This window comes from Microbacterium sp. Root166 (assembly GCF_001427145.1).
Lineage (GTDB): Bacteria > Actinomycetota > Actinomycetes > Actinomycetales > Microbacteriaceae > Microbacterium.
Genome location: NZ_LMGL01000004.1, coordinates 103,307 through 128,073, shown reverse-complemented (window position 1 = coordinate 128,073; position 24,767 = coordinate 103,307). Strand labels below are relative to the sequence as shown.

The following is a 24,767-nucleotide window of genomic DNA, read 5'->3' as shown; positions in this document are numbered from 1 at the left end:
GGCTGCTCGCGGAACGGAAACGGGATCTCTGCGGGGGGAAGCGAGTCGGGCACCCCTCCAGGCTAGCGAGCGGGCGGGACGCTCTCGGCGGTGACGAAGTCGATGAGCTCTTCGACGCGGCCGAGGAAGGCCGGCTCGAGGTCCCGATAGCTCTTCACCGACGCGAGGATGCGCTGCCAGGCGCGCGCGATGTCGGCCTGATCGCGGGCGGGCCAGCCGAGCGCCCGGCACACGCCGACCTTGAACTCGGTCCCGCGCGGGATCACCGGCCACTTCTCGATGCCCATCGCCGCCGGCGTGACGCACTGCCACACGTCGATCCACGGGTGTCCGACGATGCGCAGGTGCGCGCCGTGCGGTCCGCGCTCGATCGCCTGCGCGATGCGGGACTCCTTCGAGCCGGACACCAGGTGGTCCACGAGCACGCCGTACCGCCGCGAGGCCGAGGGGGGCTCGTCGGCGAGGACCGCCTCGAGCAGGTCGATGCCCTGCAGGTACTCCACGACGACGCCCTCGGCGCGCAGGTCGTCGCCCCACACCTTCTCGACGAGCTCGGCGTCGTGACGGCCCTCGACGAAGATGCGGCTGGCGCGGGCGACCCGGGCGCGCGCGTCGGCTGCGGCGAAGGAGCCGGATGCCGTGCGCCGTGGTCCGGTGCTCGCCGGCGCCGCGACCGGTGGCACGAGCACGACGTCGGCGCCGTCGACGAGGAAGCCGGGTCCGAGCGGGAAGAGGCGCCGGCGGGCGTGCCGGTCCTCGAGCTCGACCATGCCCGACGCGACGCCGACGACGGCTCCGCAGAAGCCGTCGTCCGCCACCTCGATGACCAGGTCGCGGGATGCCTCGACCCGGGGCAGCGGCTTCGCCGCGCGTGCCTTCCAGCCGTCGGCGAGCACATCGGTGCCGTAGCGATCGTCCATGTGTCCTCCGAGTCGGACACGCTACCCCGCGACGCCTCGGACCGTGCGCAGCGACCCGCTGACCGGCGCCATGCTGGGAGGTCCCCGGGCCGGACTACCGCGGCATGCCCGGGCCTGCATAGACTCGCGTAGGGCCAGGATTCCGCGTCCCGAAGGGGGAATCGATGCGTGCGCGATGGACTGCGGCGCTGACGGCGACCCTGACGGTCGCGTTCGCGACGATCGGCGGTGCCGCGTGGGCGACCGATCCTGTCGAGCTCGGTGCCGGCTACGTCGTCGACCAGGCGGGAGTGCTGAGCAGCGGCGAATCCGCCGACGCCGAGGCGCGCCTGGAGCAGCTCAAGTCCGAGACGGGCCTGGACCTCTACGTGGCCTATGTGGACGACTTCACGAACCCCGCGGACAACGCCGACTGGGCGAACACGACCGCAGAGATGAATGATCTCGGGGTCTCGCAGTACCTCCTCGCTGTCGCGGTCGACGGGCGTTCGTACTACCTGTCGGCGGACACCGAGGGTCCCATCACCGCCGAGCAGCTCGCCACGATCGAGCAGCAGCGCATCCAGCCTGCGCTGAGCGCGGACGACTGGCTCGGCGCCGTCGACGCCGCCGCGGACGGACTGACCGACGCCTCGAACGGCGGCTCGGGAGCCCCGGGCGACTCGGGCGGCGGGGGCGGCCTGCTGACCTGGGTCCTCGTCCTCGTCGCGGTCGGCGCCGCGATCGCCGTGATCGTCGTCGTCGTGCGGCGGCGCAAGAAGGGACCCGCCGGCCCGCCCGCCGTCGAGCAGGTGCCGCTGGAGGAGCTCGAGCGGCGCGCCGCCTCAGCGCTCGTCGAGACCGACGACGCCATCAAGACCAGCGCGCAGGAGCTCGGATTCGCCACGGCTCAGTTCGGCGAGGCCGCCACGGCCGAGTTCGAGGCGGCGCTCGCCACGGCCAAGCAGAACCTCGACGAGGCCTTCACTCTCCAGCAGCAGCTGGCCGACGCCACGCCCGACTCCGAACTCGACGTGCGGGCCTGGAACACGCGCATCATCGAGCTGTGCGAGCAGGCCAACACCCTCCTCGACGACAAGGCCGAGGCGTTCGACGAGCTGCGCAAGCTCGAACAGAACGCGCCGGAAGAGCTCGCGCGCGTCCAGGAGGAGCGGACGGCGGCCGCCACGGCGCTCGAGGGCTCGGCCGAGGTGCTTCGCACCCTCACCGCGTCCTACGCGCCCGAAGCTCTCGCGACCATCGACGACAACCCCGAGCAGGCGCGCCAGCGGCTGGCGTTCGCCGACGAGCAGCTCGCCGCCGCGCAGCGAGCGATCGGGGCCGGCAACGGCGGAGAGGCCGCGGTCGGCATCCGTGCGGCGGAGGAGGCCGTCGCACAGGCGACCCTCCTCGAGAACGCCATCGAGAAGCTCGCGGGCGACCTCGCACAGGGCGAGCAGGGTGCCGCCGCCCTGATCGCCGACCTCGAGCACGACATCGCCGTCGCAAGCGCTCTGCCCGATCCCGACGGCCGGATCGCCTCGGTGATCGCCGGCACCCGACAGCAGGTCGACGCGGCCCGGGCCAACCTCTCCAGCCAGGCCAAGCGCCCGCTGCAGGCGCTGCAGGGCCTCGAAGCGGCGAACCAGCAGATCGACACACTGGTCGAAGCGGTGCGGGATGCCGCGGAGCAGGAACAGCGGGACCGCCAGGCGGTCGCGCAGCTGATCCAGCAGGCCCAGAGTCAGGTCTCGACGGCCGAGGACTACATCACCTCTCGCCGCGGGGCGGTCGGAGCGCCCGCGCGGACGGCTCTGGCCGAAGCCGGCGCCGCGCTCGTCCGCGCTGAGCAGCTGCGCGCGGGCGACCCGCGAACCGCCGTGCAGCACGCCCGCGAGGCAGAGCGTCTCGCCGCCCGCGCGATCGAGCTCGCGCGCGCCGACGTCGGCGGCTTCGACGGCGGCGGCATGGGCGGCATGTTCGGCGGCGGCCAGCAGCAGTCCGGCGGAGACGGCGGAATGCTCGGCGCCGTGCTGGGCGGCATCCTCATCAACTCCATGCTCGGCGGCGGAGGCTCCAGCGGACGCTCGTCCGGCGGCGGCAGCCTCGGCGGCATGTTCGGCGGAGGCTCCTCCCGCGGCCGGAGTCCCGGAAGCTTCGGCGGGGGCGGCACGCGCGCCCGTCGGGGAGGTGGTCGCTTCTGATCCGCGCACGCGCGCTCCGCGCGACCACTCCTGCACGTCCCACCACCCGTTTTGTCCGATAGGAAGGAAATCCGATGGCGAAGCAGTCCATCTTCGGTCGCATCTCGACCCTCATGAAGGCGAACATCAACGCACTCCTCGACTCTGCCGAGGACCCGCAGAAGATGCTCGATCAGCTGGTGCGCGATTTCACCAACAGCATCGTGGATGCCGAGGCCGCCGTCGCCGAGACGATCGGCAACCTGCGTCTGCTCGAGCGCGACCACCAGGAAGACATCCAGGCGGCGACCGAGTGGGGCAACAAGGCGCTCGCGGCCAGCCGCAAGGCCGACGAGCTGCGCCGCGCGGGCAGCACCGCCGACGCCGACAAGTTCGACAACCTCGCCAAGATCGCGCTGCAGCGCCAGATCAGCGAGGAGAACGAGGCGAAGGCCGTCGAGCCGACCATCGCGTCGCAGACCGAGGTCGTCGCCAAGCTCAAGGACGGCCTCAACGGCATGAAGCAGAAGCTGGAGCAGCTGAAGTCGAAGCGCTCCGAGCTGCTGGCCCGCGCCAAGACCGCCGAAGCCCAGAACAAGGTGCACGACGCGGTCAAGTCGATCGACGTGCTCGACCCGACCAGCGAGCTCGGCCGGTTCGAAGACAAGGTCCGCCGCCAGGAGGCCCTCGCCGCCGGCAAGCAGGAGCTCGCGGCATCCTCGCTGGACGCCCAGTTCGAGAGCCTCGAGGACGTCGGCGAGCTCACCGAGGTCGAGGCCCGTCTCGCGGCCCTCAAGTCGGGGGCCGCGCCCGCGCAGGCCGCGATCGACGCGCCGAGCGCGCCGCACATGCCGTAGCGATCGGCTGCGGGCGGGGCGTCGGGCGCGAGCCCGGCGCCCCTCTGCTGTTCGCCCACGGCGTGCGCCACGCGGTGCGGCGCGGGTCGCCCTGCGAGAGGATGAGGGGATGACGCGCTATCTCGTGGTCCCGCAGTGGCAGGGCAGCCCCTCGTCGCGGGCGATGCAGCTCATCGACGGCGCTCAGGCGATCGCGGGCGACCTGCCCCGCGGGTCCACGACCGTGCTCGATGTCGTGATGGAAGCAGGCGAAGGCCTGGGCACCGGCATCCAGCGTCTGAGCGCCCTGCAGCACGTCCGCGATCAGATCGCCACGGCGCTGGACTCGCACGAGGACGCGGTCCTCACGATCGGCGGCGACTGCGGCGTCGCGCTCGCGCCGATCGCCCACGCCGCGCGGGGTCACTCCTCGCTCACCGTGGTGTGGCTGGACGCCCACCCCGACCTGAACACCCCGGACTCCTCGCCCTCGGGCGCCTTCGCCGGCATGGTGCTGCGCGCGGTCCTCGGGGAGGGCGAGGCCGGTCTCGCCCTCGCGACCGGCATGATCGCACCGGAGCGGGTCATCGTCGCCGGCGCACGGTCGTTCGACGACGCCGAGCTCGAGGCGATCAGGGCGCTCGGCATCACGACGCTGACGGTGACCGACATGGGCGACCCCGACGCGCTCTCTGCCGCGGTCCGCGCGATCGGCTCGGACGGCGTCTACATCCACGTCGACGTCGACGTGCTCGATCCCTCCGAGCTCGCCGGCAACGCCCATCCCGAGCCCTTCGGCCTCACGGTCGGCGAGCTGACCTCGGCCATCGCGCGCGTGCGGGCCGAGTCGCCGCTCGTCGGCTCGTCCATCGCCGGATACTCCCCGGCGTCGCCGGACCGTGCCACCGACGACCTCGGTGCGCTTCTCCGCGTCGTCGGGGCGCTGGCGTGACGCCCATAGCGACGCCGCCGGCGGACTGGCAGGTTCAGGCCGAGCGCGCCGTCGCGCGCGGACAGCACCTCGACCGCTGGATTCCGGCCCTCCTCCTCGACTCACCGATCAGCCGCCTCGGCTATGCGTACGGCATGGTCGTCGGCTGCATCTGGGGAGGACTGTGGAGCACCGGGCGCGTCGAGAAGCGCGGCGACCTCTGGGTGTTCCGCGGCATGCCCTCGTGGACGTTCGCGCGCGGCGGCGTCTGCGTCGCCGGGTGCTTCCTCACCGGCGACGGCCGCGTCACCGAGAACCTGCTGCGCCACGAGGCGGTCCACCGTCGCCAGTGGCAGCGGTACGGATTCCTCATGCCGCTGCTGTACCTGTTCGCCGGCCGCGACCCCCTGCGCAACCGGTTCGAGATCGAAGCCGGCCTCGAGGACGGCAACTACGTGCCGCGGAGCCGCCCGAGCAGGGCATGACCGGAGCGTGCTCCGGCCACGCCCGGGTGCCTCACTTGTTCGGATAGAGCGACGCGTTGCAGCCTTCCTCGCCGAACGGCGTGGACACGACGGCGGCGCCGCGGTCACTGAACATGTCGCGCAGCTCCTTGGGAACGTGACCCCAGTTCTGCACGACCCCCGGCTGAACCGGCTCGAGCAGGTCGAAGTCCTCCAGCCCAGAGAACGCACACAGCGACTTCGCCTTGTCCCCGGCGGGGGTCTCCTGACCGTTGCCGCCGATCTCCCCCGCGAACGCGCCTCCAGCCGATCCGAACACGAGCACGGCCCCCACCGCGACCCCCAGCAGTATTCTCCTTCGCATTTTCCTCCCCTTCCCATGGTCGACGAGCGTCATCGCTCGTCGGCGCTCATCGAACTCCTGCTGGGGGCGCGCGTCAAGAGGGGAGCGCGACGGACGTCGCGGAAGACCGGGCCTCAGCGGGTCGTGGTGAGCCCGTACTGCTCGGGAGCGTGGATCGCCTGCGCGCCGATGCCCATCCCGGTGAGGTGGTCCACGATGTCGGCGGTGCCGAGGTAGCCGCCCAGCAGGTGGATGCGCGTCTGGTCGTCTTCCGCGCACAGCATCTCGTCCGCCCAGGCGTTGACGGCGCGCGAGAGAGCGGCGCCGGGAGCGCAGCCGCGGCCGGTGCCGGGCGCGCCGGAGCGCTGTGAGCGGTCGAGCCAGGTCAGGACCATGCGGCTCGGAACGACGATGTCGGCCTGCCACTCGGCATCCGGAATCTCCACGAAGACGCGGCCCGTCGAGCAGATCGGCAGCGTCGCGAGCAGCGCCTCGAGCTCGGCGAACGAGGACTCGTCCGCCGTGATCAGGTGCTGGACGCGAGTGTGCCGTGAAGAACGGCAGGTCGCGGCGCTGTGCTCGATGGAATGGCTCATGACGACTCCACTATACCGCGAATGTAGGGTTGCCTAACCTCACTGCAACGCAGCGTCACGCATCCCGCAGCAGCACCCGTCGGAGCTCGTCGATCTCGTCGTCGCCGAGGCCGTGCGCGCGCAGATAGCCGGCGGTCGAGCCGTAGCGCTCCGTGAGGCGCTGGAGCAGCGCCCTCATGACGGGTGCGGGCGATCGGGTGGCGAGATCCTCGAGGTGAACCGCTTCGGGATGCTGCGACCGCAGGTAGCCGACGATCCGCCGGTTGTGCTCCGGCGGCAGCAGACCCTCGGTGCGGGCGTAGTCGGCGACCACGGCCTCGATCTCCACCCCGGCGCCGGCGAGCGCGAGCGCGACGGTGACTCCGGTGCGGTCCTTGCCGACGGTGCAGTGCACGAGCACCGGCTGATCGGCCAGGATCCCCCGCACGACGTCGATCACGCCGTCCGCGGAGTCCTCGGCGAGCCGCCGGTACATCTCGTCGAGGCTGATGTCATCGGCGAAGAGGGCCGCCACCGAGCCCAGGAACAGCGGGACCCGCTGGGTGACGACATCCAGCCCGTCCACGCGACTGGGCGCGTACGCCACCTCGTCGTCGGCGCGCAGGTCGATGATCCGGCGCAGGCCCAGCGCGCCGAGCGCCCGCACGCCCGCGTCGTCGAGGCTGGCGAGGTTCCCAGAGCGATAGAGGACGCCGTGACGAGAGATCTTCTGTCCCGCCGGCAGGCCGCCCGTGTCGCGGAGGTTCACCGCGCCCGGGACGATCAGCTCGGCGGGGTCGGTCACCAGGCCGCCCCGGAGGCCGCGTCGCTGTCCTCCCCCGCGAGGTCGTCACGCGGCGGCACGCTGTAGCGGCCCGCGATCGCCACCCGGTTGAAGGCGTTGATCGACACCAGGATCCAGCTGAGCGCGACGTACTCCTTCTCGCTCAGGACGGCTCCCACGCTGTCGTACACGTCGTCGGCCACACCCTCCTCGTGGATGTAGACGAACGCCTCGGCCAGCTCGAGGCCGGCGCGCTCGCGGTCGGAGAACACCCCGGATTCGCGCCACACCGGCAGCTGCGCCAGGACGTCGGCGCTGATCCCCGCGGCGACAGCGCGCTCGACGTGCACCCGCACGCAGTAGGCGCACCCGTTCAGCTGCGACGTGTGGATCTGGACGAGCTCCTTGAGCCGGGCGTCGATGCCGCCCTCAGCGGCGATACCGCCGACGCTCTTCGAGAAGGCGGCGAGCGCCTGGTAGGCCGGCGGAGCCGAGCGAGACAGGTGGACACGCCGTTCATGCGTCATGCCGAAAGCCTACCCACGCCGCCCCGCGCCGGGCCGGACGGCCGGGTGCGAGACAATGGCCGGGTGAGCGAACCCATCGACGAGTTCTCCTTCCTGCCCGAACAGGCCGCCGACGCCGGCATCGACCGCCCGCTTCCTCGCGGCGAGCGCCTGACCTTGACGCTTCCCGACGGCCGTGTGCTGAGCGCGCTGCGCTACGCGCCGCCGTCTGATCCGGATGCCGCTCCCGTCGTCACGTTCCTCCATGGCGCCGGCCTCAACGCCCACACCTGGGACACCACGATCCTCGCTCTCGGGCTGCCGGCGCTGGCGATCGACCTCCCCGGCCACGGCGATTCCTCGTGGCGCCCCGACCTCGCGTACGTCGGCCGGAGCCTCGCCCCCGACGTGGCCGCGGGCATCGAAGCGTGGACCGAACGACCGCAGGTGCTGGTGGGCCAGTCCCTCGGCGGACTGACCGCGGCGGCGGTCGCGGCATCCCGTCCCGATCTCGTCCGAGAGCTCGTCGTCATCGACATCACCCCCGGCATCGACCCCAGCGCGGGCCCGTCGCAGATCCGCGAGTTCTTCGCCGGCCCCACGGACTGGGCGTCCCGGGACGAGCTCGTCGACCGGGCCCTCGCGTTCGACCTCGGCGGCGGGACGCGGAGGAAGGCCGAGCGCGGCGTCTACTTCAACTCCCGCATCCGCCCAGACGGACGGGTGGAGTGGAAGCACCACTTCGCCCACCTCGCCGCGGCGGCCGCAGCCATGCCCGCTCCGCCCGCCGACGCCGCAGCCGGTGAGCCCGATGCCGTCGCGGCGGTCCTCGGCGAAGCGGGGTGGCACGACCTGGATGCCGCGCAGGCGCCCCTCACCCTCATCCGCGGCGAGCGCGGCTACGTCACCGCCGCTGACACGGAGCAGTTCACCGCGCGTCTTCCCGAGGCCTCTGTCGTCAGCGTGCCGGCCGGCCACAACGTGCAGGAGGAGGTCCCCGTCGAACTCGGGGAGCGTCTTCGCACTCTCGCGGGGAACGATTAACGCTTCTATTGCGTTCCGGGTTGCGGGTTCTCCGTCGGAGCCCGCTGTTACCTAGGCTTTGTCTACCCGCCCGGATCGCCGTCCCCCAGGACCGACCCGGTTCCGCACCGCCGCGGACTCCCTCCGAAAGGACCTCCATGCTTCGTCGCCCCGCCCTCGCCGCGACCGCTCTCCTCGCCGCCGGCGCCCTGCTCCTGAGCGCGTGCAGCCCCGGCGAGACCCCGACGCCGACCGTGACGGCAGAGCCCGACCCCGACGCGTCGGCGGTGATCCGGCTGGTGCTCGAGCCGCGCAACCTCGACATCCGCCAGACGGCGGGTGCGGCGCTGGACCAGATCCTGGTCGACAACATCTACGAGGGCCTCGTGGCGCGCACTCCCGAGCAGGAGATCGTCGGCTCGCTCGCGACCGACTGGAACGTGTCGGCCGACGGCCTGACCTACACCTTCGACCTGCAGGAGGGCGTGACCTTCCACGACGGCCAGCCGCTCACGCCGCAGGACGTGGTGTGGTCGCTGACGACCCGCAAGACCGACCCGGAGTGGAGCGAGTCCTCGCGACTGGCCAACGTGGCCTCGATCACCGCGGAGGGCCAGCAGATCACGCTGACGCTCACAGAGCCCGACTCCAGCCTGCTGTGGAACCTCACCGGTCGCGCCGGGCTCATCTTCAAGGAGGGCGACACCGTCGACTACAGCACGGCGGCCAACGGCACCGGGCCGTTCGTGCTCGAGGACTGGGCGCAGGGCGCCAGCATCACGTTCTCGCGCAACGAGGAGTACTGGGGCGAGACCGCCGGAGTGGCGGAGGTCGTCTTCGACTACATCCCCGACAACCAGGCGGCCCTCAACGCCGCCCTGGCCGGGGAAGTCGATGTCGTGACCGGCTTCGACGCGAACCTCCGCGAGCAGATCGAGGCCGACGGCGGCTTCGTGCTCGAACTCGGCCCGTCGACCGACAAGGGCACGCTCGCGTTCAACCAGGAGAGCGGGCCGCTGGCCGACAAGCGCGTGCGCCAGGCCATCCGCCAGGCGATCGATCACGACGCGATCATCGACGCCCTCGGCTCGGGCGAGACGATGTACGGCCCCATCCCGTCGCTGGACCCCGGCTACGAGGACCTCGCCGATGTCGCGCCCTACGATCCCGAGGCGGCGCGCGCACTGCTCGAGGAGGCCGGTGTCGATGACCTCGAGCTGACCCTCACCATCCCGAACTTCTACTCGACCACGATCCCGCAGGTGCTGGTGTCTGATCTCAACGAGGTCGGCATCACGCTCGAGGTCGAGTCGGTCGAGTTCTCCACGTGGCTCAACGACGTCTACATCAACCGCGACTTCGACCTCAGCTTCGTGCTGCACACCGAGGCGCGGGACTTCGAGAACTGGGCCAACCCGGACTACTACTTCACCTACGACAACGCCGAGGTGCAGGACCTCTACGCGCAGTCGCTGGCCGCGACCGACGAGGGCGAGTCCGAGCAGCTGCTGGCCGACGCCGCCCGGATCGTGTCGGAGGACGCCGCAGCCGACTGGCTGTACAACGGGGCCTCGGTCGTGGCGGTCGGCACTAACATCACCGGTATGCCGTCGATCAACGTCAACGAGCGCCTCAACCTGTCCGAGCTGGGCAAGAGCGACGGGTGATCCGGTACGCGCTGACGCGACTCGCCCTGCTCCTGCTGGGCCTGATCGTCGCCAGCGTGCTGATCTTCCTGACGCTGAGAGTGCTGCCGGGCGACGTCGCACAGCTGATCGCGGGGGTCAACGGCACGCCGGAGCAGGTCTCGGCGATCCGTGAGCGACTCGGCCTGAACCAGTCGCTTCCCGCGCAGTACCTCGACTGGATCGGCGGCATCTTCCGAGGCGACCTCGGCACGTCGCTGCTCACCGGCTCCACTGTGGTGAGCGAACTGGCGGAGAAGGCGCGGGTGACCGTGCCGCTCGGGGTGATGTCGCTGTTCATCGCGGTGCTGTTCGCCGTGCCGCTCGGCGTGCTCTCGGCCATGCGCCGGGGCCGGGGCGACGGCACGGCGCTGAGCGTCGGCGCGCAGACCGTCGCCGCCGTGCCCGTGGTCTGGGCCGGGATGATGCTCGTCGTCGTGTTCGCCGTCTGGCTCGGCTGGCTCCCCGCGCAGGGCTTCCCCCGCGCGGGATGGCAGGATCCGTGGGCTGCGCTGCGCGCGCTCATCCTCCCGGCCCTCACGATCGGGATCGTCGAAGGCGCCATGCTGATGCGCTTCGTCCGCTCGGCCACGCTCGAGGCGGTCGGACAGGACCACGTCCGCACCGGCGCCGCGAAAGGCCTGACCCGCAACGCGGCGCTGGTGCGCCACGGCCTTCCCGACGTGGGTCTCTCGGTCATCACGGTCCTGGGGCTGCAGGTGGCCGGCATCATCGTGGGCGCGGTCGTGATCGAGCAGCTGTTCACCCTCCCCGGCATCGGGCGGATGCTCGTCGCCGACGTCAGCACGCGCGATCTGCCCATGGTCCAGGGCGAGCTGCTGGTGCTGACCGGCTTCGTCCTCATCATCGGCTTCGTCGTCGACCTGGTGCACCGCCTGATCGACCCCCGGCAGCGGGAGGCGACATGACCCTCGGCAGCGCGCATCGCCCCAGACCCCACTGGGGCTCCGCCCCAGACCCCCGGCTTGCTGGCGCGCGCCAGGGGTGGTTCCGCCGGCTCTGGCGTCTCTCCACGAGCAGGTTCGGCATCATCGTGGTCGCCGTCGTGCTCGCCACCGCCCTCGTCTCGCTGGTGTGGACGCCGTTCGATCCGCAGCAGGTCGAGATATCGAACCGCTGGGCGACGCCGGGCTGGCCCCACCTGCTGGGGACGGACGGCACGGGCCGCGACATCCTGAGCCTGCTCATGGCCGGGTCCCGCACCACCGTGCTCGTCGCCGTGGGCGCCGGGCTCGTCGCGACCGTCGTCGGCATCGCGCTCGCCGCCCTCGGAGCCCTCACGGCACGCTGGCTGCGCGAATCCGTGGCGGTGTTCGTCGACATCCTGATCGCGTTCCCGGTGCTGATCATCGCCATGATGATCTCGGCGGTCTGGGGCGGGTCGCTCTGGGTCGTGATCTGGTCGGTGGGCATCGGTTTCGGCGTCAACATCGCCCGCGTCACCCGTCCCGAGCTGCGCCGCGTCCTGCGGAGCGACTTCGTGCTCGCCGGCCGGGCCTCGGGGCTCACCCCGGGTCAGAACCTCGTGCACCATCTCCTGCCCAACGTGGCCCCGGTCTTCATCGTGCAGCTCTCGTGGGGCATGGCGGTCGCCGTGCTCGCCGAGGCCGGGCTGTCCTATCTCGGCTTCGGCGCACCCGTGACCGAGCCGTCGTGGGGTCTGCTGCTGGCCGAGCTGCAGCAGTTCATCACGGTGCATCCGCTCTCGGTGGTGTGGCCTGGGCTCGCGATCACCCTGACGGTCCTGGGCCTGAACCTGCTCGGCGACGGGCTGCGCGAGGCGACCGATCCCACCCTCAGCCACGCGCGCGGCGCCGCGCGCGTCGCCCGCACCCACGTGCCGGAGGTGGTGGCATGAGCCTCGAGGTGCAGGACCTCACGATCGACGTCGGCGGGCGCCGCGTGGTCGACGGCGTCTCGTTCTCGGTGCCCGACGGAGCGCGGGTGGGGCTGATCGGCGAGTCCGGGTCCGGCAAGTCGCTGACCGCGCTCGCGGTGCTCGGCCTCCTGCCCGACGGAGCGAGCGCGGGCGGCAGCATCCGCTGGAACGGGCGCGAGCTGCTGGGCCTGCCCGATCGCGAGCTCGCGCAGCTCCGCGGCGACGAGATCGGCATGGTCTTCCAGGAGCCGCGCACCGCCCTGAACCCGATCCGGACGGTGGGCCGTCAGATCGCCGAGTCGATCCGCATCCACGAAAAGGCTTCGAAACGGGATGCCGCCACCCGCGCCGTCGCCGAGGCCTCCCGGGTCGCCCTCCCCGATCCCGAGCGCATCGTGGGGCGGTTCCCCCACCAGCTCTCCGGTGGTCAGCGCCAGCGCGTGGCGATCGCGATGGCCCTCGCCTGCCGACCGCGGCTGCTGATCGCCGACGAGCCGACGACGGCGCTCGACGTCACGATCCAGGCGGAAATCCTCGAGCTGCTCCTCTCGCTCGTCGAGGACGACGGGATGTCGCTCGTGTTCATCACGCACGACCTCGCCGTGCTGTCGCAGATCGCGACCCATGGGGTGGTGCTCGACGAGGGCCGCGTCGTCGAAGATGCTCCGGTGCAGCAGCTGCTGACATCACCGGCGTCGCCCATCACCCAGGCCCTGCTGCGCGATGCGACGGCGACGCTGTGGCGTCCCGGCGAAGGGGGCTCCCGATGACCGAGTTCCTAGTCCGCGGGCGCGGGCTGACGCGGCGCTACCCGGCGCCGCGGCGGCGAATGTTCGAGAGCCGCTCGTACACGACCGCGCTCGACGACGCCGACATCGACGTGCGGGCGGGATCGGCCGTCGGCATCATCGGCGAGTCCGGGTCGGGCAAGTCCACGCTCGTCCGGCTGCTGCTCGGGCTGGACACCCCCACCGCGGGCACCGTGGAGATCGACGGACGGCGGGTGGATGCCGCGGCCGGCGCCCGGTCGCTGCACTGGCTCCGCCGGCAGACCGGGATCGTGTTCCAGGATCCGTACTCGTCGCTGGACCCCCGCATGAGCGTCGGGCGCATCGTCGGCGAGCCGCTGTGGGCACTGGGGATCGACGGGGACCACCGCGCCCGCGTGCGGGAGGTCCTCGCGGACGTCGGCCTGGAAGCCGACATGGCCGAGCGGTTCCCGCACGAGTTCTCGGGCGGCCAGCGTCAGCGGATCGCGCTCGCGCGGGCGCTGGTGCACCGGCCGCGGCTGCTGGTCGGCGACGAGCCGCTCTCGGCGCTCGACGTCACGGTGCGCGCGCAGATCCTCGCGCTGCTCGGCGAGCTGCGCCGCCGCGACGGCCTCACGCTGCTGCTCGTGTCGCACGACATCGGCGTGGTGCAGAACCTGTGCGACGAGGTCTTCGTGATGAAGGACGGCCGCGTGGTCGAGGAGGGACCGACCGAGAAGGTGCTGCTGCAGCCGCAGGTCGCGTACACGCGTCGCCTGCTCGCATCGATCCCGGTGATCGATCCCGGACCGGCGCTGCCTTGACCTCGATGGGGCTCCGCCCCAAACCCCCGGCTTGCTGACGCGCGCCCCGAGGCGGCGTCGGCGGCTCCCGCTAGCCTCGGAGCATGGCCCCCGCGATCGTCCCCCCGTACCTGCTCGCACGCATCGCCGCCGTGCAGGAGCCCACGTGGGCGCACGCCGCCCAGGCCGCCCGGTCGACTCTCGCGGCCCCGCGGCCCTACCGGCCCGAACGCTCGCGCCTGCGCCTGTCGATCGAGGACGGCACGACGCTCGTCGCCGAGGCGACGCCCGCCCCCGACCGCGAGATCTCCGACGCCGAGCGGCGCGAGGTGCTTCCCGGGGTCCGCGTCCGCGGCGAGGACGACTCCGCCTCCGGCGACGCGGCCGTCGATGAGGCGTTCGACGGCCTCGGTGCGACCTTCGACTTCCTGTACGACGCATTCGGCCGCAACAGCCTCGACGGCGCCGGCGGCGGGCTGCGTGCGACGGTCCACTACGGACGGGACTACGACAACGCGTTCTGGAACGGCGAGCGCATGGTCTTCGGTGACGGCGACGGCGAGGTCTTCTCGGGCTTCACCGGCTCTGTCACCGTGATCGCGCACGAGCTCGCCCACGGCGTGATCGAAGACGAGGGCGGCCTGGTCTATCAGGGCCAGTCCGGGGCGCTCAACGAGTCCATCGCCGACGTGTTCGGGGCTCTGACCGAGCAGCACCTGCGGGGCCAGGACGCCGATGAGGCATCGTGGCTCATCGGCGAGGGCATCTTCACGGACGCGGTCGAGGGCCGCGCGCTGCGCTCGCTGGCCGCTCCGGGAACGGCGTACGACGATGATGTGCTCGGGCGCGACCCGCAGCCCGCGCACATGCGCGACTTCGTCGTCACCGCCGACGACAACGGCGGCGTGCACATCAATTCCGGCATCCCGAACCACGCCTTCTACCTCGTCGCGACGGCACTGGGCGGCCGCGCGTGGGAGCGTGCCGGGCTGATCTGGTACCGCGCGATCACGACGGAAACGCTGCCGTCGACCGCGGACTTCGCCACGTTCGCACAGGCCACCCTGGCGGCGGCCGCGGCGGAGTACGGTGAGGAGTCGGAGGAGGTCGCCGCCATCCGCGCCGCGTGGACAGGCGTCGGCGTGATCGAGGATGGATCAGACACCCAGGCCCGAGACCGACCCGAGGTCTCCGCGGGAGCCGGGCTCCACACGGAGCCCTGAGCGCGACAGCGCGCCCGTCGAGGTCGCCGTGACGCGCAGCGGCGGTTTCGCCGGGATGACCCGCCGGTGGAGCGCCGTCCCTCCGCCCGCTCAGGCGCCCGAGTGGATGGCGCTCATCGCGCAGTGCCCGTGGGATGCCGCGCCCGCCGCGCCCGGACGCGATGACGCGCCCCGCGAACCCTCGGCCGGTGCCGACCGCTTCACCTGGTGGATCCACGTCCGGCTCGGCGAGGCCTCCGAGCGCGAGGCGGAGCTCCCCGATCAGGATCTCGTCGGGGCGTGGCGCGAACTGGTCGACGCCGTGCGGGCGTGGAACCGGGCTGCGCGGCGCTGAGCCGGCTCAGCGGCCGAACAGCTTCTTCCGCTTCTTCACCGGCTTGAGCTCCTTCTGCAGGTAGATCGTTCCCAGCCAGCGGCCGAACTTGAAGCCGACGCGACCCATCCGCCCGACCTCGACGAAGCCGAGCTTCTCGTGCAGGGCGACCGAGCCCTCCGCGCCCTTGTCGCTGATGACGGCGACCATCTGGCGGATGCCCTTCTCCTCGCACGCCGCGATCAGCGCCACGAGCAGAGCCTTGCCGAGACCCTTGCCGGTGGCCGCATGCCCGAGGTAGATCGAGTTCTCGACCGAGTACCGGTACGCGGACTTGCTCGACATCGGCTGCACGAGCGCATAGCCGAGGATCTGGCCGGACGGCGACTCGGCGACGAGGAACGGCAGCTCGAGCTTGCGCAGCATCGCGAGCTTCTCGCGCCACTGCGCGAGGGACCACCGCTTCTCGTCGAAGGTCACGACCGAGTTGGTGACGTAGTGGTTGTAGATCTCGCGGATGTCGGGGAGGTCACCGTCGACGACCGGCCGGATCTCATAGCTGAAGGGACGCTCCGGCTCCGGTCGGCGGCGCAGGTGCATGGGAAGCTTCCGGCGATCCCGGTCGTACTCCTCCTCCAGCATTCCGACAGCCTACGCGTCGGCGCCGAGCGCCCAGTCGACCGGCGCGGCGCCCTGCTGGACGAGCAGGGCGTTCGCGCGGGAGAACGGTCGCGACCCGAAGAAGCCGCGGTGCGCCGAGAGGGGCGAAGGGTGCGCGGACTCGATGATCGGCGTCGATCCGAGCAGCGGGCGCAGGGCCGCGGCATCCCGTCCCCACAGGATGGCGACGAGCGGGCCGTCCTGCTCGACGAGCGTGCGGATCGCGTGCTCGGTGACCTTCTCCCATCCCCAGCCGCGATGGGATGCCGGCTGCCCCGGCGCGACGGTGAGCACGCGGTTCAGCAGCATGACGCCCTGGTCGCTCCAGGCCGAGAGATCGCCGTGCGGCGCGGGCGGGATGCCGAGATCGGCCTCGAGCTCGCGGTAGATGTTCACCAGGCTCCGCGGCAGCGGGCGCACGTCGCGATCGACGGCGAAGGACAGGCCGATCGGATGCCCCGGCGTCGGGTATGGATCCTGCCCCACGATCAGCACCCGCACGGCCGACGGCGGCCGCTGGAACGCCCGGAGGACGTTCGCGGCGTCGGGCAGGAAACCGCGCCCGGCCGCTACCTCTGCGCCGAGACGCTCGTCGAGCGCGGCGATGTCGGACGAGACGGGCGCCAGCGCGGTCGCCCACTCCGGATCGATGCCCGCACGGTCGGCGAGCGGGGTCTGCGTCATCGCGCGCGGCCGACGGCGGTCGTCATGACGAGCTCGGAACCGCCGTCCACCGCGACGCTCTCGAACGCGACGGCGACCGAGGTGAGATCGGCCAGCGACTCCACGTGCGTGCCCCCGCACGGGATGCGCACTTCAGCCCCGGGAAGTTCGCACACCCACGTGCGGCGGTCGGCCAATGCCGGACCCGCGGCCTCGATGCGGACGGCGCCGCCGGCGGCGATCCACTCCCACAGCCGCGCGTTCACGCGCGCCGCGAGAGCGTCGAGGTCGGCGAGGTGCTCGGGATCGAAGCCCTTGCGTCGCAGCGACTTGCCGATCCGGTACACGTCGCGCGACCCGTCCGGAAGGATGCGCGACTCCTGGATCGCGAGCGCGTCGAACGCGGGAGCGCCCAGCGCATCGACCGGCGTCTCCTTGCGCCAGGCATCGGCCAGAGCGGCATCCAGCGCGAGCGAGGCGAGGTGGCAGCCGGTGTGCCCGGCCGAGAGGGCGTGGCGGTACGCGGCATCCGCTTCGGTTCGCACGCTCTCGCCGACGGCCAGGCCGTCGGCGGCGACGAGGTGCGCGACGACGAACGTCCACCCCTCGGTGCCGGTGCGGACGGGCACGTCGCGTCCGAGCAGCAGCGACTCTCCGTTCCACGCACCGACGACGACATCCAGCACCGGCCACTCCCGGTCGCCGGTGCGGAGCACGCCGCGATCGGCGGGCTGGTCGGGCCAGGCGGTGTCGACGGGGTGCAGAGCGGTCACGTCGAGGATGACCGCAGCACGGCCGTCCCCGGCATCCGCGACGTGCACGACCGTGCCGGAGGACGCGGTCGCCCCCTGCGGGTAGGTGATCGCGGTCGGCCGCAGGTGCGTCACGACAGGTCGCCGTCGGTGCGGGAGCGCAGCGGGCCGCGCGCGAGCAGGTGCTGCGCGGACTGCGCGACCGGGCGCATGGTGATGAGGTCGAGGTTCACGTGGCCGGGCGTCCCGAGGGCGTAGGTGATGACGTCCGCGACGTCGTCCGCGGTCAGCGGCGCCTCGACGCCCTCGTACACGCGCTCCGCGGCGACGGTGTCGCCCCCGAGCCTGTTGGCGGTGAACTCCTCGGTGTGCACCATGCCCGGCGCGACCTCGATCACCCGGATCGGCTCGCCGTTCAGCTCGAGACGGAGGGCGTGGGCGAGCATCGCCTCGCCCGCCTTTGCCGCGTTGTAGCCCGATCCCCCGGCGTACGCGGTCTGCGCGGCCGTCGAGGTCACGAACACCGTGTCTGCATGGCCGTCGGCCGTGGCGGCGCGGCGCAGCTGAGGCAGCAGCGCCGAGACCAGGCGCTGCGCGGAGAGCACGTTGACGTCGAACATCCACCGCCAGTCCTCGACCCGGCCGTCCTCGACCCGGTCGGCACCGCGGGCACCGCCGGCGACGTGGACGAGCGAGTGCGCTCCGCCGGTCTCCGCGACGAAGGCGGCGAGCGCCTCGACGTCGGCGTCGACGGTCAGGTCGGCGGCGAACGCGACGGCGCCCGTCTCGGACTCGAGCCGGGCGAGCCGGTCGGCACGCCGCGCGACCGCCACGACATCCCAGCCACGAGACCGCAGCTGCCGGGCCGTCGCCTCGCCGATCCCCGAGCTCGCCCCGGTCACCACTGCACGTCTGATCGTCATGCCTCCACGCTACCCATCGCCTCGTGCGATCCGGCGCGCGGGCAGCCGGCGAGGTTACGTCACATTTCCCTTCCGTTGTTGACAAGGCGGCGTCATCCGTACTGTCGATCCGGTGAGGGATCCTCCCCCGCCTCATACGAACCCGCAGGAGCATGCCGTGTCCGCACCCGAGAACTGGCGTTTCGAGACCAAGCAGATCCACTCCGGCGCGCAGCCGGATCCGGTGACGAAGGCTCGCGCCACGCCGATCTACCAGACCACCTCCTACGTGTTCGACAACGCCGATCACGCAGCGAACCTGTTCGCGCTCGCCGAGTTCGGCAACATCTACACGCGCATCCAGAACCCCACGCAGGCCGTGGTCGAAGAGCGCCTCGCGGCCCTCGAGGGCGGCACGGGAGCACTCCTGGTGGCCAGCGGCCAGGCGGCCGAGACCTTCGCGGTGCTCAACATCGCCGAGGCGGGCGACCACATCGTCTCGTCGTCCTCGATCTACGGCGGCACCTACAACCTCTTCAAGTACACCCTCGCCAAGCTCGGCATCGAGACGACCTTCGTCGAGAACCAGGACGACCCCGAGGAGTGGCGCGCCGCGGTCCGCCCCAACACCAAGCTGTTCTTCGCCGAGACGATCGGCAACCCGAAGATCAACGTCCTCGACATCCGCACCGTCGCTGACGTCGCGCACGAGAGCGGCGTGCCCCTGATCGTCGACAACACGATCGCCACCCCGTACCTCATCAAGCCGTTCGAGCACGGCGCCGACATCGTCGTGCACTCCGCGACGAAGTTCCTCGGCGGTCACGGCACCGTCATCGGCGGCATCATCGTCGACGGCGGCACCTTCGAGTGGTCCAAGAACGTCGAGAAGTTCCCGGGGCTCACCCTGCCCGACCCAAGCTACCACGGCGCCTCGTACACGACCGCGGTCGGCGACGGCCTGGCCTACATCATCAAGGCCCGTGTGCAGCTGCTGCGCGACCTCGGTGCGGCCATCGCCCCGCAGAGCGCGTGGCTGCTCATCCAGGGCATCGAGACCCTGTCGCTGCGCATCGAGCGCCACGTGCAGAACGCGCAGGAGATCGCCGAGTGGCTCGAGAACCACAGCGACGTCGCCTCGGTGAACTACTCCGGTCTGCCGACGTCGCCCTGGTACGCCGCGGCGAACCACTACGCCCCCAAGGGCGTCGGCGCGGTGCTCTCGTTCGAGCTCAAGGGCGGCGTCGAGACCGGGCGCGCGTTCGTCAACTCGCTGTCGCTGTTCAGCCACCTCGCCAACATCGGCGACGTCCGCTCGCTCGTCATCCACCCCGCATCGACGACCCACTCGCAGCTCACCCCCGAGCAGCAGCTGACCGCCGGTGTCACGCCGGGCCTGGTGCGCCTCTCGGTGGGCCTCGAGAACATCGATGACCTCAAGGCCGACCTCGAGCAGGCGCTCGCGGCCGCCCGTCGCGTGTCGGAGGCGGCGCGCGCGTAGCCCCGGCTTAGAAGACGATGGATGCCTCGACCCCGCCGGGTCGGGGCATCCGTCGTCTGTACGGGTGGATGCGGACAGGGGGGATAACCCGAAGCGATGACTCCGGCTGCCTCGGAGGCGCTCGCGAACGCGCGCCCCTACCGTGGAGACATGACCTCACCGCTTCCGCAGCGCGTCCCCATCGCGCGGCCGGCCACGCTCGCCGGAGCCGTCGCCCATCTGTTCGCCCTCGGGTGGGCAGGACCCCTGGTGCTCGGGGCGATGTTCGGCCTGCTCGCGGGATCCATCCCGCTCGTGGTCGTGTTCGGCATCGGCCTGCTCGGCGTCGTCGCCTTCGCCTACCTGCTGTTCGGGCTCAGCTGGCTCGAGACCGCCCGCATCGGCGGACTGTACGGCGTCGATCTGCCGGCCCGCCGCCTGCGGCGCAGCGACAAGACCGGCTTCGGGGGCTTCGTCCACACGATCTGGCTGCAGCTCATCGACGCCACCTCGTGGCGGGCGATGGCCAACGTGATCATCTCGACGGTGCTCGGCCTCATCGCGATCGGCGCCCTCGGGCTGGTCGCATCCGGGCTGGTGGGGGCCTTCGCTCCCCTCTACGCCGACTCCGCCGCGGTCTCGCTCGGCCGCACCGACCTGATGCTCCCCGTCGCGTGGGCGCCCGTCGGCGGTGTCACGATCGCCTTCCTCGGGCTCGCCGCCATCGTCGGGCTCGCCCTTCTGCACGGGCTCATCTCGCGCTCCGTGATGATCCCGTCGCGCGAGCAGCACTTCGCCGAGGTGGCGCAGGCGTCGAGCACGCAGCGGGCCGGCGCCGTGCGGGCGGCGGAGGTCGAGCGCACTCGCATCGAACGCGACCTGCACGACGGCATCCAGCCCCGCCTCGTCTCGGTGGGCATGACCCTGGGCCTCGCCCAGCAGAAGGTCGACGACGATCCTGCGGCCGCGAAGGCGCTGATCGCGGAGGCCCACACCTCGACGAAGGCGGCCATCACGGAACTGCGGCAGCTGGCGCGCGGCATCCACGCCTCCGTGCTCGATGACCGGGGACTCGATGCCGCCCTCTCGGCCCTCGCGGCTCGCTCCCACATCCCTGTGCTGCTCGACGTGCGTCTCACCCGGAGGTGCAGTGCGGTGACCGAGGCCGCGGTGTACTTCGTGATCGCCGAGTCGCTGACGAACGCGGCCAAGCACTCGCGGGCCTCGGAATGCCGCGTGCTCGTGCGCGAGCGCGACGGCGGCGCGCTGTGGGCGCGCATCGAGGACGACGGCATCGGCGGCGCCCACGTCACGCCCGGCGGAGGCCTCGACGGCATCTCGAACCGCGTCGTCGCCGCGGGCGGCACCTTCCGTCTCGACAGCCCCGTCGGGGGCCCCACCCTGGTGGAGGTGAGCGTCCCGTGCGCATCCTGATCTGCGAAGACTCGGTCCTGCTCCGCGAGGGCATGGCACGCCTGCTGGAGGATGCCGGGCACCAGGTGGTCGCCGCCATCCCGGACGCCGCGACCCTCGACGAGGCCGTCACCGACCACGCCCCCGACCTGTGCATCCTCGACGTGCGACTGCCGCCGACGTTCACCGACGAGGGAATCCGAGCCGCGCTGCGCCTTCGCGAGGCCAACCCTCACCTGCCCGTGCTCGTGCTCTCGCAGTACGTCGAGGAGCGCTACGCCGCAGACCTGATCGGCGGACGCGGCGGGGCCCTGGGCTATCTGCTGAAGGACCGCGTGGCCGACGTCTCGGAGTTCCTCGAGTCGGTCGATCAGATCGCCGCCGGCGGCACCGTGCTCGACCCCGAGGTCGTCGCGCAGCTGCTCGGACGCCGGCAGGTCGACACGCGGATGCAGCGGCTCACGGCGCGGGAGTCGACCGTGCTGGCGCTCATCGCCGAGGGGAAGTCCAACCAGGCCATCGCACGCACGCTCCACCTCTCCGAGGGCAGCGTCGAGAAGCACATCACGGCGGTCTTCCAGAAGCTCGGTCTCGAGCAGGACGACTCGGGCAACCGGCGGGTGCTGGCAGCCCTCGCCCACCTCGAACACGGCGGTTCGCCGCAGACAGGAGCATGACGTGTCCACCAGCGACCTCACCCCGCCGGTTCACCCCGAGGCGGGCTCACCGCCCACGCCACCTCCCCCGCCCGCCGTCGGACCGACCCCTCCCACGGGCGCCGTCGGTCAGGTTCCGCCCGCCGCCCCGGGCCAGGGATCATCGGCGGGCCGCACCATCGCCATCCTTGCCGCCGCCCTCGGCGGCCTGGTCGCGGTCGTGACGATCGGCGGGGCCGCGATCGCGACCGTCGACTCGGCGAACAGCGACAGCGTCACGCGCACGCTCGACGTCGACGGGATCACCGAGCTCGACATCGAGGCCGCGGCAGGGACGCTCGACGTCGCGTTCGGCGACGTCGACGAGGCCGTGCTCGACATCTCGAGCGGACCCGGCCGCGGCGACTGGACGTTCGACAGCGACGGCGACACGCTGACGCTGGCGACCCCCGACCGGGGATGGTTCGACAATTGGCTGCTCGGGGGCTGGGGAAGCGGTTCGACGCGCGCGACCCTGACGCTGCCGCAATCGCTCGAGGGTCGTCTCGACGCCGGATTCAGCCTGGCCGCCGGCCGCCTCACGGTGGACGGCGAGTTCGGCGAGGTCGAGCTGGTCGTGGCCGCAGGGGATCTTGCGATCGAGGGCTCTGCCGACGAGCTGAGCGCGGATGTGTCCGCAGGTCGCGCCGAGGTGGAGCTGGACGGTGTCTCGACCGCCGACCTCACCGTCCAAGCCGGCGCGATGGTCGCCCGCTTCACCGGTACCGCGCCGACCGCGACGGTGATCGACGTGAGCGCGGGCAGCCTCGACCTGAGGGTCCCCGAGGGCGCGTACGACGTGAACATCGACTCGTCTGCGGGCAACGTCCGCAACGATCTGGAGTCGTCCAGCTCGTCGGACAACGTCATCGAGGTGTCGATCTCGGCGGGTAGCGTGTCGCTCCGCGCCGAGTGACCGGTGTCGGGCGGGGGCTCAGCCGGCGTCCCACCAGCGCAGCACCCGCAGCGCCCGCAGGGTGACCCAGCGGCTCGGAAACCCCTCGCCCTCATCCTCGAGGCCGAAAAGCGTCGGTCCCTGGTGGGTGTTCTCGAGCGGGAAGAGGCCGTTCGGCAGTCGCTTGGCGCGCACCAGCTCGACCGCCTCGGCGCATCGGGGGTCGCGCTCGGGCCTCGCCTGCCGGAAGTACTCCAGCGCCCGCAGCACGTCGCAGTACCAGCGCACCGGCGCGGAGAGCATCGTCAGCCGGAGGTCGGCGACCTCGCCCGTGCTCTTGCGCCGGAACAGCTGCCGTTCGAGCAGGTACTCCTCTCCCCGCCGCCGGGCGGCGCGGAGCTCGTCCGAGCCGCCCGTCCTCTGCTCCCATGCCCACAGGCCCTCGAGGGCGTTGATCGTCGAGTGGAAGGAGCCAGGCGTCGCCGGGTTCTCCTCCCAGCAGTTCCAGCCGCCGTCGTGGTGCTGCGTGCCGAGCACGGTGGCGGCGATCGGGGCGGCGTCCTCGCCGAAGTACGCACCCACCACGAGGGCGATGCCGTTGATGCACGGCTCGATCTCGCCCTGGAAGTAGAGCTCGCCGTTGTACTCCCATCGTGCGTTCTCGCGCACGAGGGAGAGCGCGCGGCGGGCCTCGGGAGAGTCAGGGTCGAGCCCGTACTCGACCAGCGACTGCAGCGAGAAGTGGGTCGACGACCACGCGTCGAAGAACGGCCGCTCCTCATCCGCCCAGCCGGGCCGATAGGTGCCGCCGTCCCACAGTCCGTCGGCGCCCTGCTCGGCGAGGAGCCTCGCACCCCAGCCCTCGGTCGCGACGCGCGCACGCTCCGCCGCCGCGGCGTCGGCCGGGGCATCCGTCAGATCGCGCATCACCTGCCAGCGGATCGCGGGGTCGCCCTGCATCAGGTACTCGATGACGTCCATGCCACGCATGCTAGACCGGCCTGGAGACACCGGCCCCCGCCCGCTCATAGGGTGGCCGCGTGGGCTCGGACTCGGATGCGGCCAGGATCGCCGCGGTGTACGACGACTTCGGGCGCCGCTGGGCGCGCAGGACGTCGCCGCTGTACGAGGATTGGGCGCTCGGGATCGCATCGGACCCGGAACTGCTGGACCGGCTCGCCGCACTGGCCCCGGCGAAGCGCCAGCCGAACCTCGTGTTCGCCGGCGCGCGCTGGGCCGGCTGCCCGCTGCGACCGTACGCCGAGATCCGTTCGTGGCTGCTCGATCACTGGGACGCCGTCGTCACGGTCGGTGCGGAGCGGTCCGTCCAGACCAACGAGGCCAACCGCTGCGCGACATGGCTGCCGCCCCTGGCGAGGATCGACGGACCCATCGCTCTGCTCGAGGTCGGGGCGGCGGCGGGGCTCTGCCTGTTCCCCGATCGCTACAGCGTCGAGTACACCACCCCCGACGCGCCGCGGCGGATCGACCCGCCCGCCGGGCCGAGCGAGGTCGTGCTGTCGTGCGCGCTCGACACCGCGGCATCCGTCCCGAACCGCTATCCGGAGGTGGTGTGGCGCCGCGGGATCGACCTCGACCCGATCGACGTCGGCGATCCGGACGCCGTCGCGTGGCTCGCGAACCTCATCTGGCCCGGCCCCGACCACGACGCGCGGGCGGCGCGGCTGCGGGCTGCGGCGGCGATCGCTGTGACGGATCCGCCCGAGATCGTCCGCGGCGATCTGCTGGAGCGCGTGACGGATGTCGCGGCCGCCGCGCCCGCGGAGGCCACGCTGGTCGTGTTCCACAGCGCCGTGCTGCTGTACCTCGACGCCGCCCAGCGCGTGAGGTTCGCAGAGATCATGGCCGGCCTCGGCGCGGCGATCGGCCGCGACGTGGTGTGGCTGTCGAACGAGACGATCGGCACGCTGCCCGCGATCGACGCGCAGGTCCCGGCGGGAACGCCGACCGACCACCGCTTCGTCCAGACGTGGAACGGGCGCGCGATCGCGCTGGCGGGCCAGCACGGCGCGCACTACGAGACCGGCCCGTTCGCGCGCTGACCCGCCGCTTCGCGTAACAGTCCGGCC

Annotated in this window: 27 protein-coding genes; 17 read left to right on the top strand and 10 right to left on the bottom strand. The window is 71.8% G+C overall.

The features are described 5' to 3' along the window. Positions 1-62: 62 nt before the first annotated feature. On the bottom strand, positions 63-920 hold the full coding sequence (locus tag ASD56_RS14895) for a DUF3097 family protein (protein ID WP_055967615.1): 858 nt from the start codon (positions 918-920) through the stop codon (positions 63-65). A 164-nt stretch (positions 921-1,084) separates the two neighbouring features. Between ASD56_RS14895 and ASD56_RS14890 the strand changes: the two genes are divergently transcribed. The 4 genes from ASD56_RS14890 to ASD56_RS14875 all read left to right on the top strand — a co-directional run bounded on the left by ASD56_RS14890 (position 1,085) and on the right by ASD56_RS14875 (position 5,334). Next, a complete protein-coding gene (locus ASD56_RS14890; RefSeq protein WP_055967612.1) occupies positions 1,085-3,103 on the top strand; it encodes a TPM domain-containing protein in 2,019 nt (672 codons plus the stop codon). A gap of 74 nt (positions 3,104-3,177) precedes the next feature. Beyond that, positions 3,178-3,939, top strand: a complete 762-nt coding sequence (locus ASD56_RS14885) for a PspA/IM30 family protein (RefSeq protein WP_055967607.1) — start codon at positions 3,178-3,180, stop codon at positions 3,937-3,939. Between the two features lie 109 nt (positions 3,940-4,048). Beyond that, positions 4,049-4,870: an arginase family protein gene (locus ASD56_RS14880; protein ID WP_055967604.1), complete on the top strand. Its 822-nt coding sequence runs from the start codon at positions 4,049-4,051 to the stop codon at positions 4,868-4,870. Beyond that, positions 4,867-5,334 carry a hypothetical protein gene (locus ASD56_RS14875; RefSeq protein WP_055967601.1) on the top strand — a complete coding sequence of 156 codons (468 nt, stop codon included), beginning with the start codon at positions 4,867-4,869 and terminating at the stop codon, positions 5,332-5,334. Before ASD56_RS14880 ends, ASD56_RS14875 begins: the two co-directional genes overlap by 4 nt. 31 nt (positions 5,335-5,365) lie before the next feature. On the opposite strand, the gene ASD56_RS14870 is transcribed toward ASD56_RS14875, so the two are convergent. The 4 genes from ASD56_RS14870 to ASD56_RS14855 all read right to left on the bottom strand — a co-directional run bounded on the left by ASD56_RS14870 (position 5,366) and on the right by ASD56_RS14855 (position 7,542). Continuing rightward, positions 5,366-5,677: a hypothetical protein gene (locus ASD56_RS14870; protein ID WP_157536140.1), complete on the bottom strand. Its 312-nt coding sequence runs from the start codon at positions 5,675-5,677 to the stop codon at positions 5,366-5,368. Between the two features lie 113 nt (positions 5,678-5,790). Continuing rightward, the gene (locus ASD56_RS14865) at positions 5,791-6,252 is read right to left on the bottom strand and encodes an SIP domain-containing protein (RefSeq protein WP_055967596.1); all 462 of its coding nucleotides are present in this window, start codon (positions 6,250-6,252) and stop codon (positions 5,791-5,793) included. A gap of 55 nt (positions 6,253-6,307) precedes the next feature. Continuing rightward, positions 6,308-7,036, bottom strand: coding sequence for a tyrosine-protein phosphatase (locus ASD56_RS14860; protein ID WP_200947532.1), 729 nt, complete (start codon positions 7,034-7,036; stop codon positions 6,308-6,310). Then, a complete protein-coding gene (locus ASD56_RS14855; RefSeq protein ID WP_055967593.1) occupies positions 7,033-7,542 on the bottom strand; it encodes a carboxymuconolactone decarboxylase family protein in 510 nt (169 codons plus the stop codon). Before ASD56_RS14855 ends, ASD56_RS14860 begins: the two co-directional genes overlap by 4 nt. A gap of 63 nt (positions 7,543-7,605) precedes the next feature. On the opposite strand from ASD56_RS14855, the gene ASD56_RS14850 reads away from it, so the two are divergent. The 8 genes from ASD56_RS14850 to ASD56_RS14815 all read left to right on the top strand — a co-directional run bounded on the left by ASD56_RS14850 (position 7,606) and on the right by ASD56_RS14815 (position 15,238). Beyond that, entirely contained in the window at positions 7,606-8,565 is a 960-nt protein-coding gene (locus ASD56_RS14850; RefSeq protein WP_235565740.1) for an alpha/beta fold hydrolase, read from the top strand. 137 nt (positions 8,566-8,702) lie between these two features. Next, positions 8,703-10,211, top strand: coding sequence for an ABC transporter substrate-binding protein (locus tag ASD56_RS14845; protein WP_055967591.1), 1,509 nt, complete (start codon positions 8,703-8,705; stop codon positions 10,209-10,211). Beyond that, positions 10,208-11,158 carry an ABC transporter permease gene (locus ASD56_RS14840; protein ID WP_055967589.1) on the top strand — a complete coding sequence of 317 codons (951 nt, stop codon included), beginning with the start codon at positions 10,208-10,210 and terminating at the stop codon, positions 11,156-11,158. The genes ASD56_RS14845 and ASD56_RS14840 overlap by 4 nt, the downstream gene beginning before the upstream one ends. After that, positions 11,155-12,108 carry an ABC transporter permease gene (locus ASD56_RS14835; RefSeq protein WP_082541516.1) on the top strand — a complete coding sequence of 318 codons (954 nt, stop codon included), beginning with the start codon at positions 11,155-11,157 and terminating at the stop codon, positions 12,106-12,108. The genes ASD56_RS14840 and ASD56_RS14835 overlap by 4 nt, the downstream gene beginning before the upstream one ends. Further along, positions 12,105-12,899, top strand: a complete 795-nt coding sequence (locus tag ASD56_RS14830; protein WP_055967587.1) for an ATP-binding cassette domain-containing protein — start codon at positions 12,105-12,107, stop codon at positions 12,897-12,899. Before ASD56_RS14835 ends, ASD56_RS14830 begins: the two co-directional genes overlap by 4 nt. Further along, positions 12,896-13,702, top strand: coding sequence for an ABC transporter ATP-binding protein (locus tag ASD56_RS14825; RefSeq protein WP_055967584.1), 807 nt, complete (start codon positions 12,896-12,898; stop codon positions 13,700-13,702). Before ASD56_RS14830 ends, ASD56_RS14825 begins: the two co-directional genes overlap by 4 nt. 83 nt (positions 13,703-13,785) lie before the next feature. Continuing rightward, entirely contained in the window at positions 13,786-14,904 is a 1,119-nt protein-coding gene (locus ASD56_RS14820; RefSeq protein ID WP_055967581.1) for a M4 family metallopeptidase, read from the top strand. A gap of 28 nt (positions 14,905-14,932) precedes the next feature. After that, positions 14,933-15,238, top strand: a complete 306-nt coding sequence (locus ASD56_RS14815; RefSeq protein WP_055967579.1) for a protealysin inhibitor emfourin — start codon at positions 14,933-14,935, stop codon at positions 15,236-15,238. A gap of 6 nt (positions 15,239-15,244) precedes the next feature. On the opposite strand, the gene ASD56_RS14810 is transcribed toward ASD56_RS14815, so the two are convergent. The 4 genes from ASD56_RS14810 to ASD56_RS14795 are packed head-to-tail and all read right to left on the bottom strand — an operon-like array spanning position 15,245 to position 18,215. Next, a complete protein-coding gene (locus ASD56_RS14810) occupies positions 15,245-15,859 on the bottom strand; it encodes a GNAT family N-acetyltransferase (RefSeq protein ID WP_055967576.1) in 615 nt (204 codons plus the stop codon). Positions 15,860-15,868: 9 nt separating this feature from the next. Continuing rightward, a complete protein-coding gene (locus ASD56_RS14805; protein WP_055967573.1) occupies positions 15,869-16,561 on the bottom strand; it encodes a uracil-DNA glycosylase in 693 nt (230 codons plus the stop codon). After that, the gene (locus tag ASD56_RS14800; RefSeq protein WP_055967570.1) at positions 16,558-17,427 is read right to left on the bottom strand and encodes a hypothetical protein; all 870 of its coding nucleotides are present in this window, start codon (positions 17,425-17,427) and stop codon (positions 16,558-16,560) included. The genes ASD56_RS14805 and ASD56_RS14800 overlap by 4 nt, the downstream gene beginning before the upstream one ends. Beyond that, positions 17,424-18,215 carry an SDR family oxidoreductase gene (locus tag ASD56_RS14795; RefSeq protein ID WP_055967566.1) on the bottom strand — a complete coding sequence of 264 codons (792 nt, stop codon included), beginning with the start codon at positions 18,213-18,215 and terminating at the stop codon, positions 17,424-17,426. Before ASD56_RS14795 ends, ASD56_RS14800 begins: the two co-directional genes overlap by 4 nt. A 157-nt stretch (positions 18,216-18,372) precedes the next feature. Here ASD56_RS14795 and ASD56_RS14790 point away from each other — a divergent pair, with 157 nt between their 5' ends. The 4 genes from ASD56_RS14790 to ASD56_RS14775 all read left to right on the top strand — a co-directional run bounded on the left by ASD56_RS14790 (position 18,373) and on the right by ASD56_RS14775 (position 22,698). Then, on the top strand, positions 18,373-19,695 hold the full coding sequence (locus tag ASD56_RS14790) for a bifunctional o-acetylhomoserine/o-acetylserine sulfhydrylase (RefSeq protein WP_055967563.1): 1,323 nt from the start codon (positions 18,373-18,375) through the stop codon (positions 19,693-19,695). A 150-nt stretch (positions 19,696-19,845) separates the two neighbouring features. Further along, positions 19,846-21,108 (top strand): sensor histidine kinase, encoded by a 1,263-nt coding sequence (locus ASD56_RS14785; protein ID WP_082541534.1) that lies wholly within the window; start codon positions 19,846-19,848, stop codon positions 21,106-21,108. Continuing rightward, positions 21,096-21,764 carry a response regulator gene (locus ASD56_RS14780; protein ID WP_055967554.1) on the top strand — a complete coding sequence of 223 codons (669 nt, stop codon included), beginning with the start codon at positions 21,096-21,098 and terminating at the stop codon, positions 21,762-21,764. The genes ASD56_RS14785 and ASD56_RS14780 overlap by 13 nt, the downstream gene beginning before the upstream one ends. Before the next feature lies 1 nt (position 21,765). Further along, a complete protein-coding gene (locus ASD56_RS14775) occupies positions 21,766-22,698 on the top strand; it encodes a hypothetical protein (RefSeq protein WP_055967552.1) in 933 nt (310 codons plus the stop codon). An 18-nt stretch (positions 22,699-22,716) separates the two neighbouring features. Here the strand turns inward: ASD56_RS14775 and ASD56_RS14770 are convergent, their stop codons facing one another. Then, the gene (locus ASD56_RS14770; RefSeq protein ID WP_055967549.1) at positions 22,717-23,658 is read right to left on the bottom strand and encodes a hypothetical protein; all 942 of its coding nucleotides are present in this window, start codon (positions 23,656-23,658) and stop codon (positions 22,717-22,719) included. A 59-nt stretch (positions 23,659-23,717) separates the two neighbouring features. Here ASD56_RS14770 and ASD56_RS14765 point away from each other — a divergent pair, with 59 nt between their 5' ends. Continuing rightward, on the top strand, positions 23,718-24,740 hold the full coding sequence (locus tag ASD56_RS14765) for a DUF2332 domain-containing protein (protein WP_235565739.1): 1,023 nt from the start codon (positions 23,718-23,720) through the stop codon (positions 24,738-24,740). Positions 24,741-24,767: the final 27 nt, after the last annotated feature.

Bases quoted from the DNA above. Each gene is read 5' to 3' on its own strand.
- ASD56_RS14845 (WP_055967591.1), top strand. From the start codon at position 8,703: ATGCTTCGTCGCCCCGCCCTCGCCGCGACCGCTCTCCTCGCCGCCGGC.
- ASD56_RS14865 (WP_055967596.1), bottom strand. From the start codon at position 6,252: ATGAGCCATTCCATCGAGCACAGCGCCGCGACCTGCCGTTCTTCACGG.
- ASD56_RS14885 (WP_055967607.1), top strand. From the start codon at position 3,178: ATGGCGAAGCAGTCCATCTTCGGTCGCATCTCGACCCTCATGAAGGCG.
- ASD56_RS14830 (WP_055967587.1), top strand. From the start codon at position 12,105: ATGAGCCTCGAGGTGCAGGACCTCACGATCGACGTCGGCGGGCGCCGC.
- ASD56_RS14880 (WP_055967604.1), top strand. From the start codon at position 4,049: ATGACGCGCTATCTCGTGGTCCCGCAGTGGCAGGGCAGCCCCTCGTCG.
- ASD56_RS14795 (WP_055967566.1), bottom strand. From the start codon at position 18,215: ATGACGATCAGACGTGCAGTGGTGACCGGGGCGAGCTCGGGGATCGGC.
- ASD56_RS14810 (WP_055967576.1), bottom strand. From the start codon at position 15,859: ATGCTGGAGGAGGAGTACGACCGGGATCGCCGGAAGCTTCCCATGCAC.
- ASD56_RS14770 (WP_055967549.1), bottom strand. From the start codon at position 23,658: ATGGACGTCATCGAGTACCTGATGCAGGGCGACCCCGCGATCCGCTGG.
- ASD56_RS14820 (WP_055967581.1), top strand. From the start codon at position 13,786: ATGGCCCCCGCGATCGTCCCCCCGTACCTGCTCGCACGCATCGCCGCC.
- ASD56_RS14890 (WP_055967612.1), top strand. From the start codon at position 1,085: ATGCGTGCGCGATGGACTGCGGCGCTGACGGCGACCCTGACGGTCGCG.
- ASD56_RS14835 (WP_082541516.1), top strand. From the start codon at position 11,155: ATGACCCTCGGCAGCGCGCATCGCCCCAGACCCCACTGGGGCTCCGCC.
- ASD56_RS14855 (WP_055967593.1), bottom strand. From the start codon at position 7,542: ATGACGCATGAACGGCGTGTCCACCTGTCTCGCTCGGCTCCGCCGGCC.
- ASD56_RS14870 (WP_157536140.1), bottom strand. From the start codon at position 5,677: ATGCGAAGGAGAATACTGCTGGGGGTCGCGGTGGGGGCCGTGCTCGTG.
- ASD56_RS14895 (WP_055967615.1), bottom strand. From the start codon at position 920: ATGGACGATCGCTACGGCACCGATGTGCTCGCCGACGGCTGGAAGGCA.
- ASD56_RS14785 (WP_082541534.1), top strand. From the start codon at position 19,846: ATGACCTCACCGCTTCCGCAGCGCGTCCCCATCGCGCGGCCGGCCACG.
- ASD56_RS14825 (WP_055967584.1), top strand. From the start codon at position 12,896: ATGACCGAGTTCCTAGTCCGCGGGCGCGGGCTGACGCGGCGCTACCCG.
- ASD56_RS14805 (WP_055967573.1), bottom strand. From the start codon at position 16,561: ATGACGCAGACCCCGCTCGCCGACCGTGCGGGCATCGATCCGGAGTGG.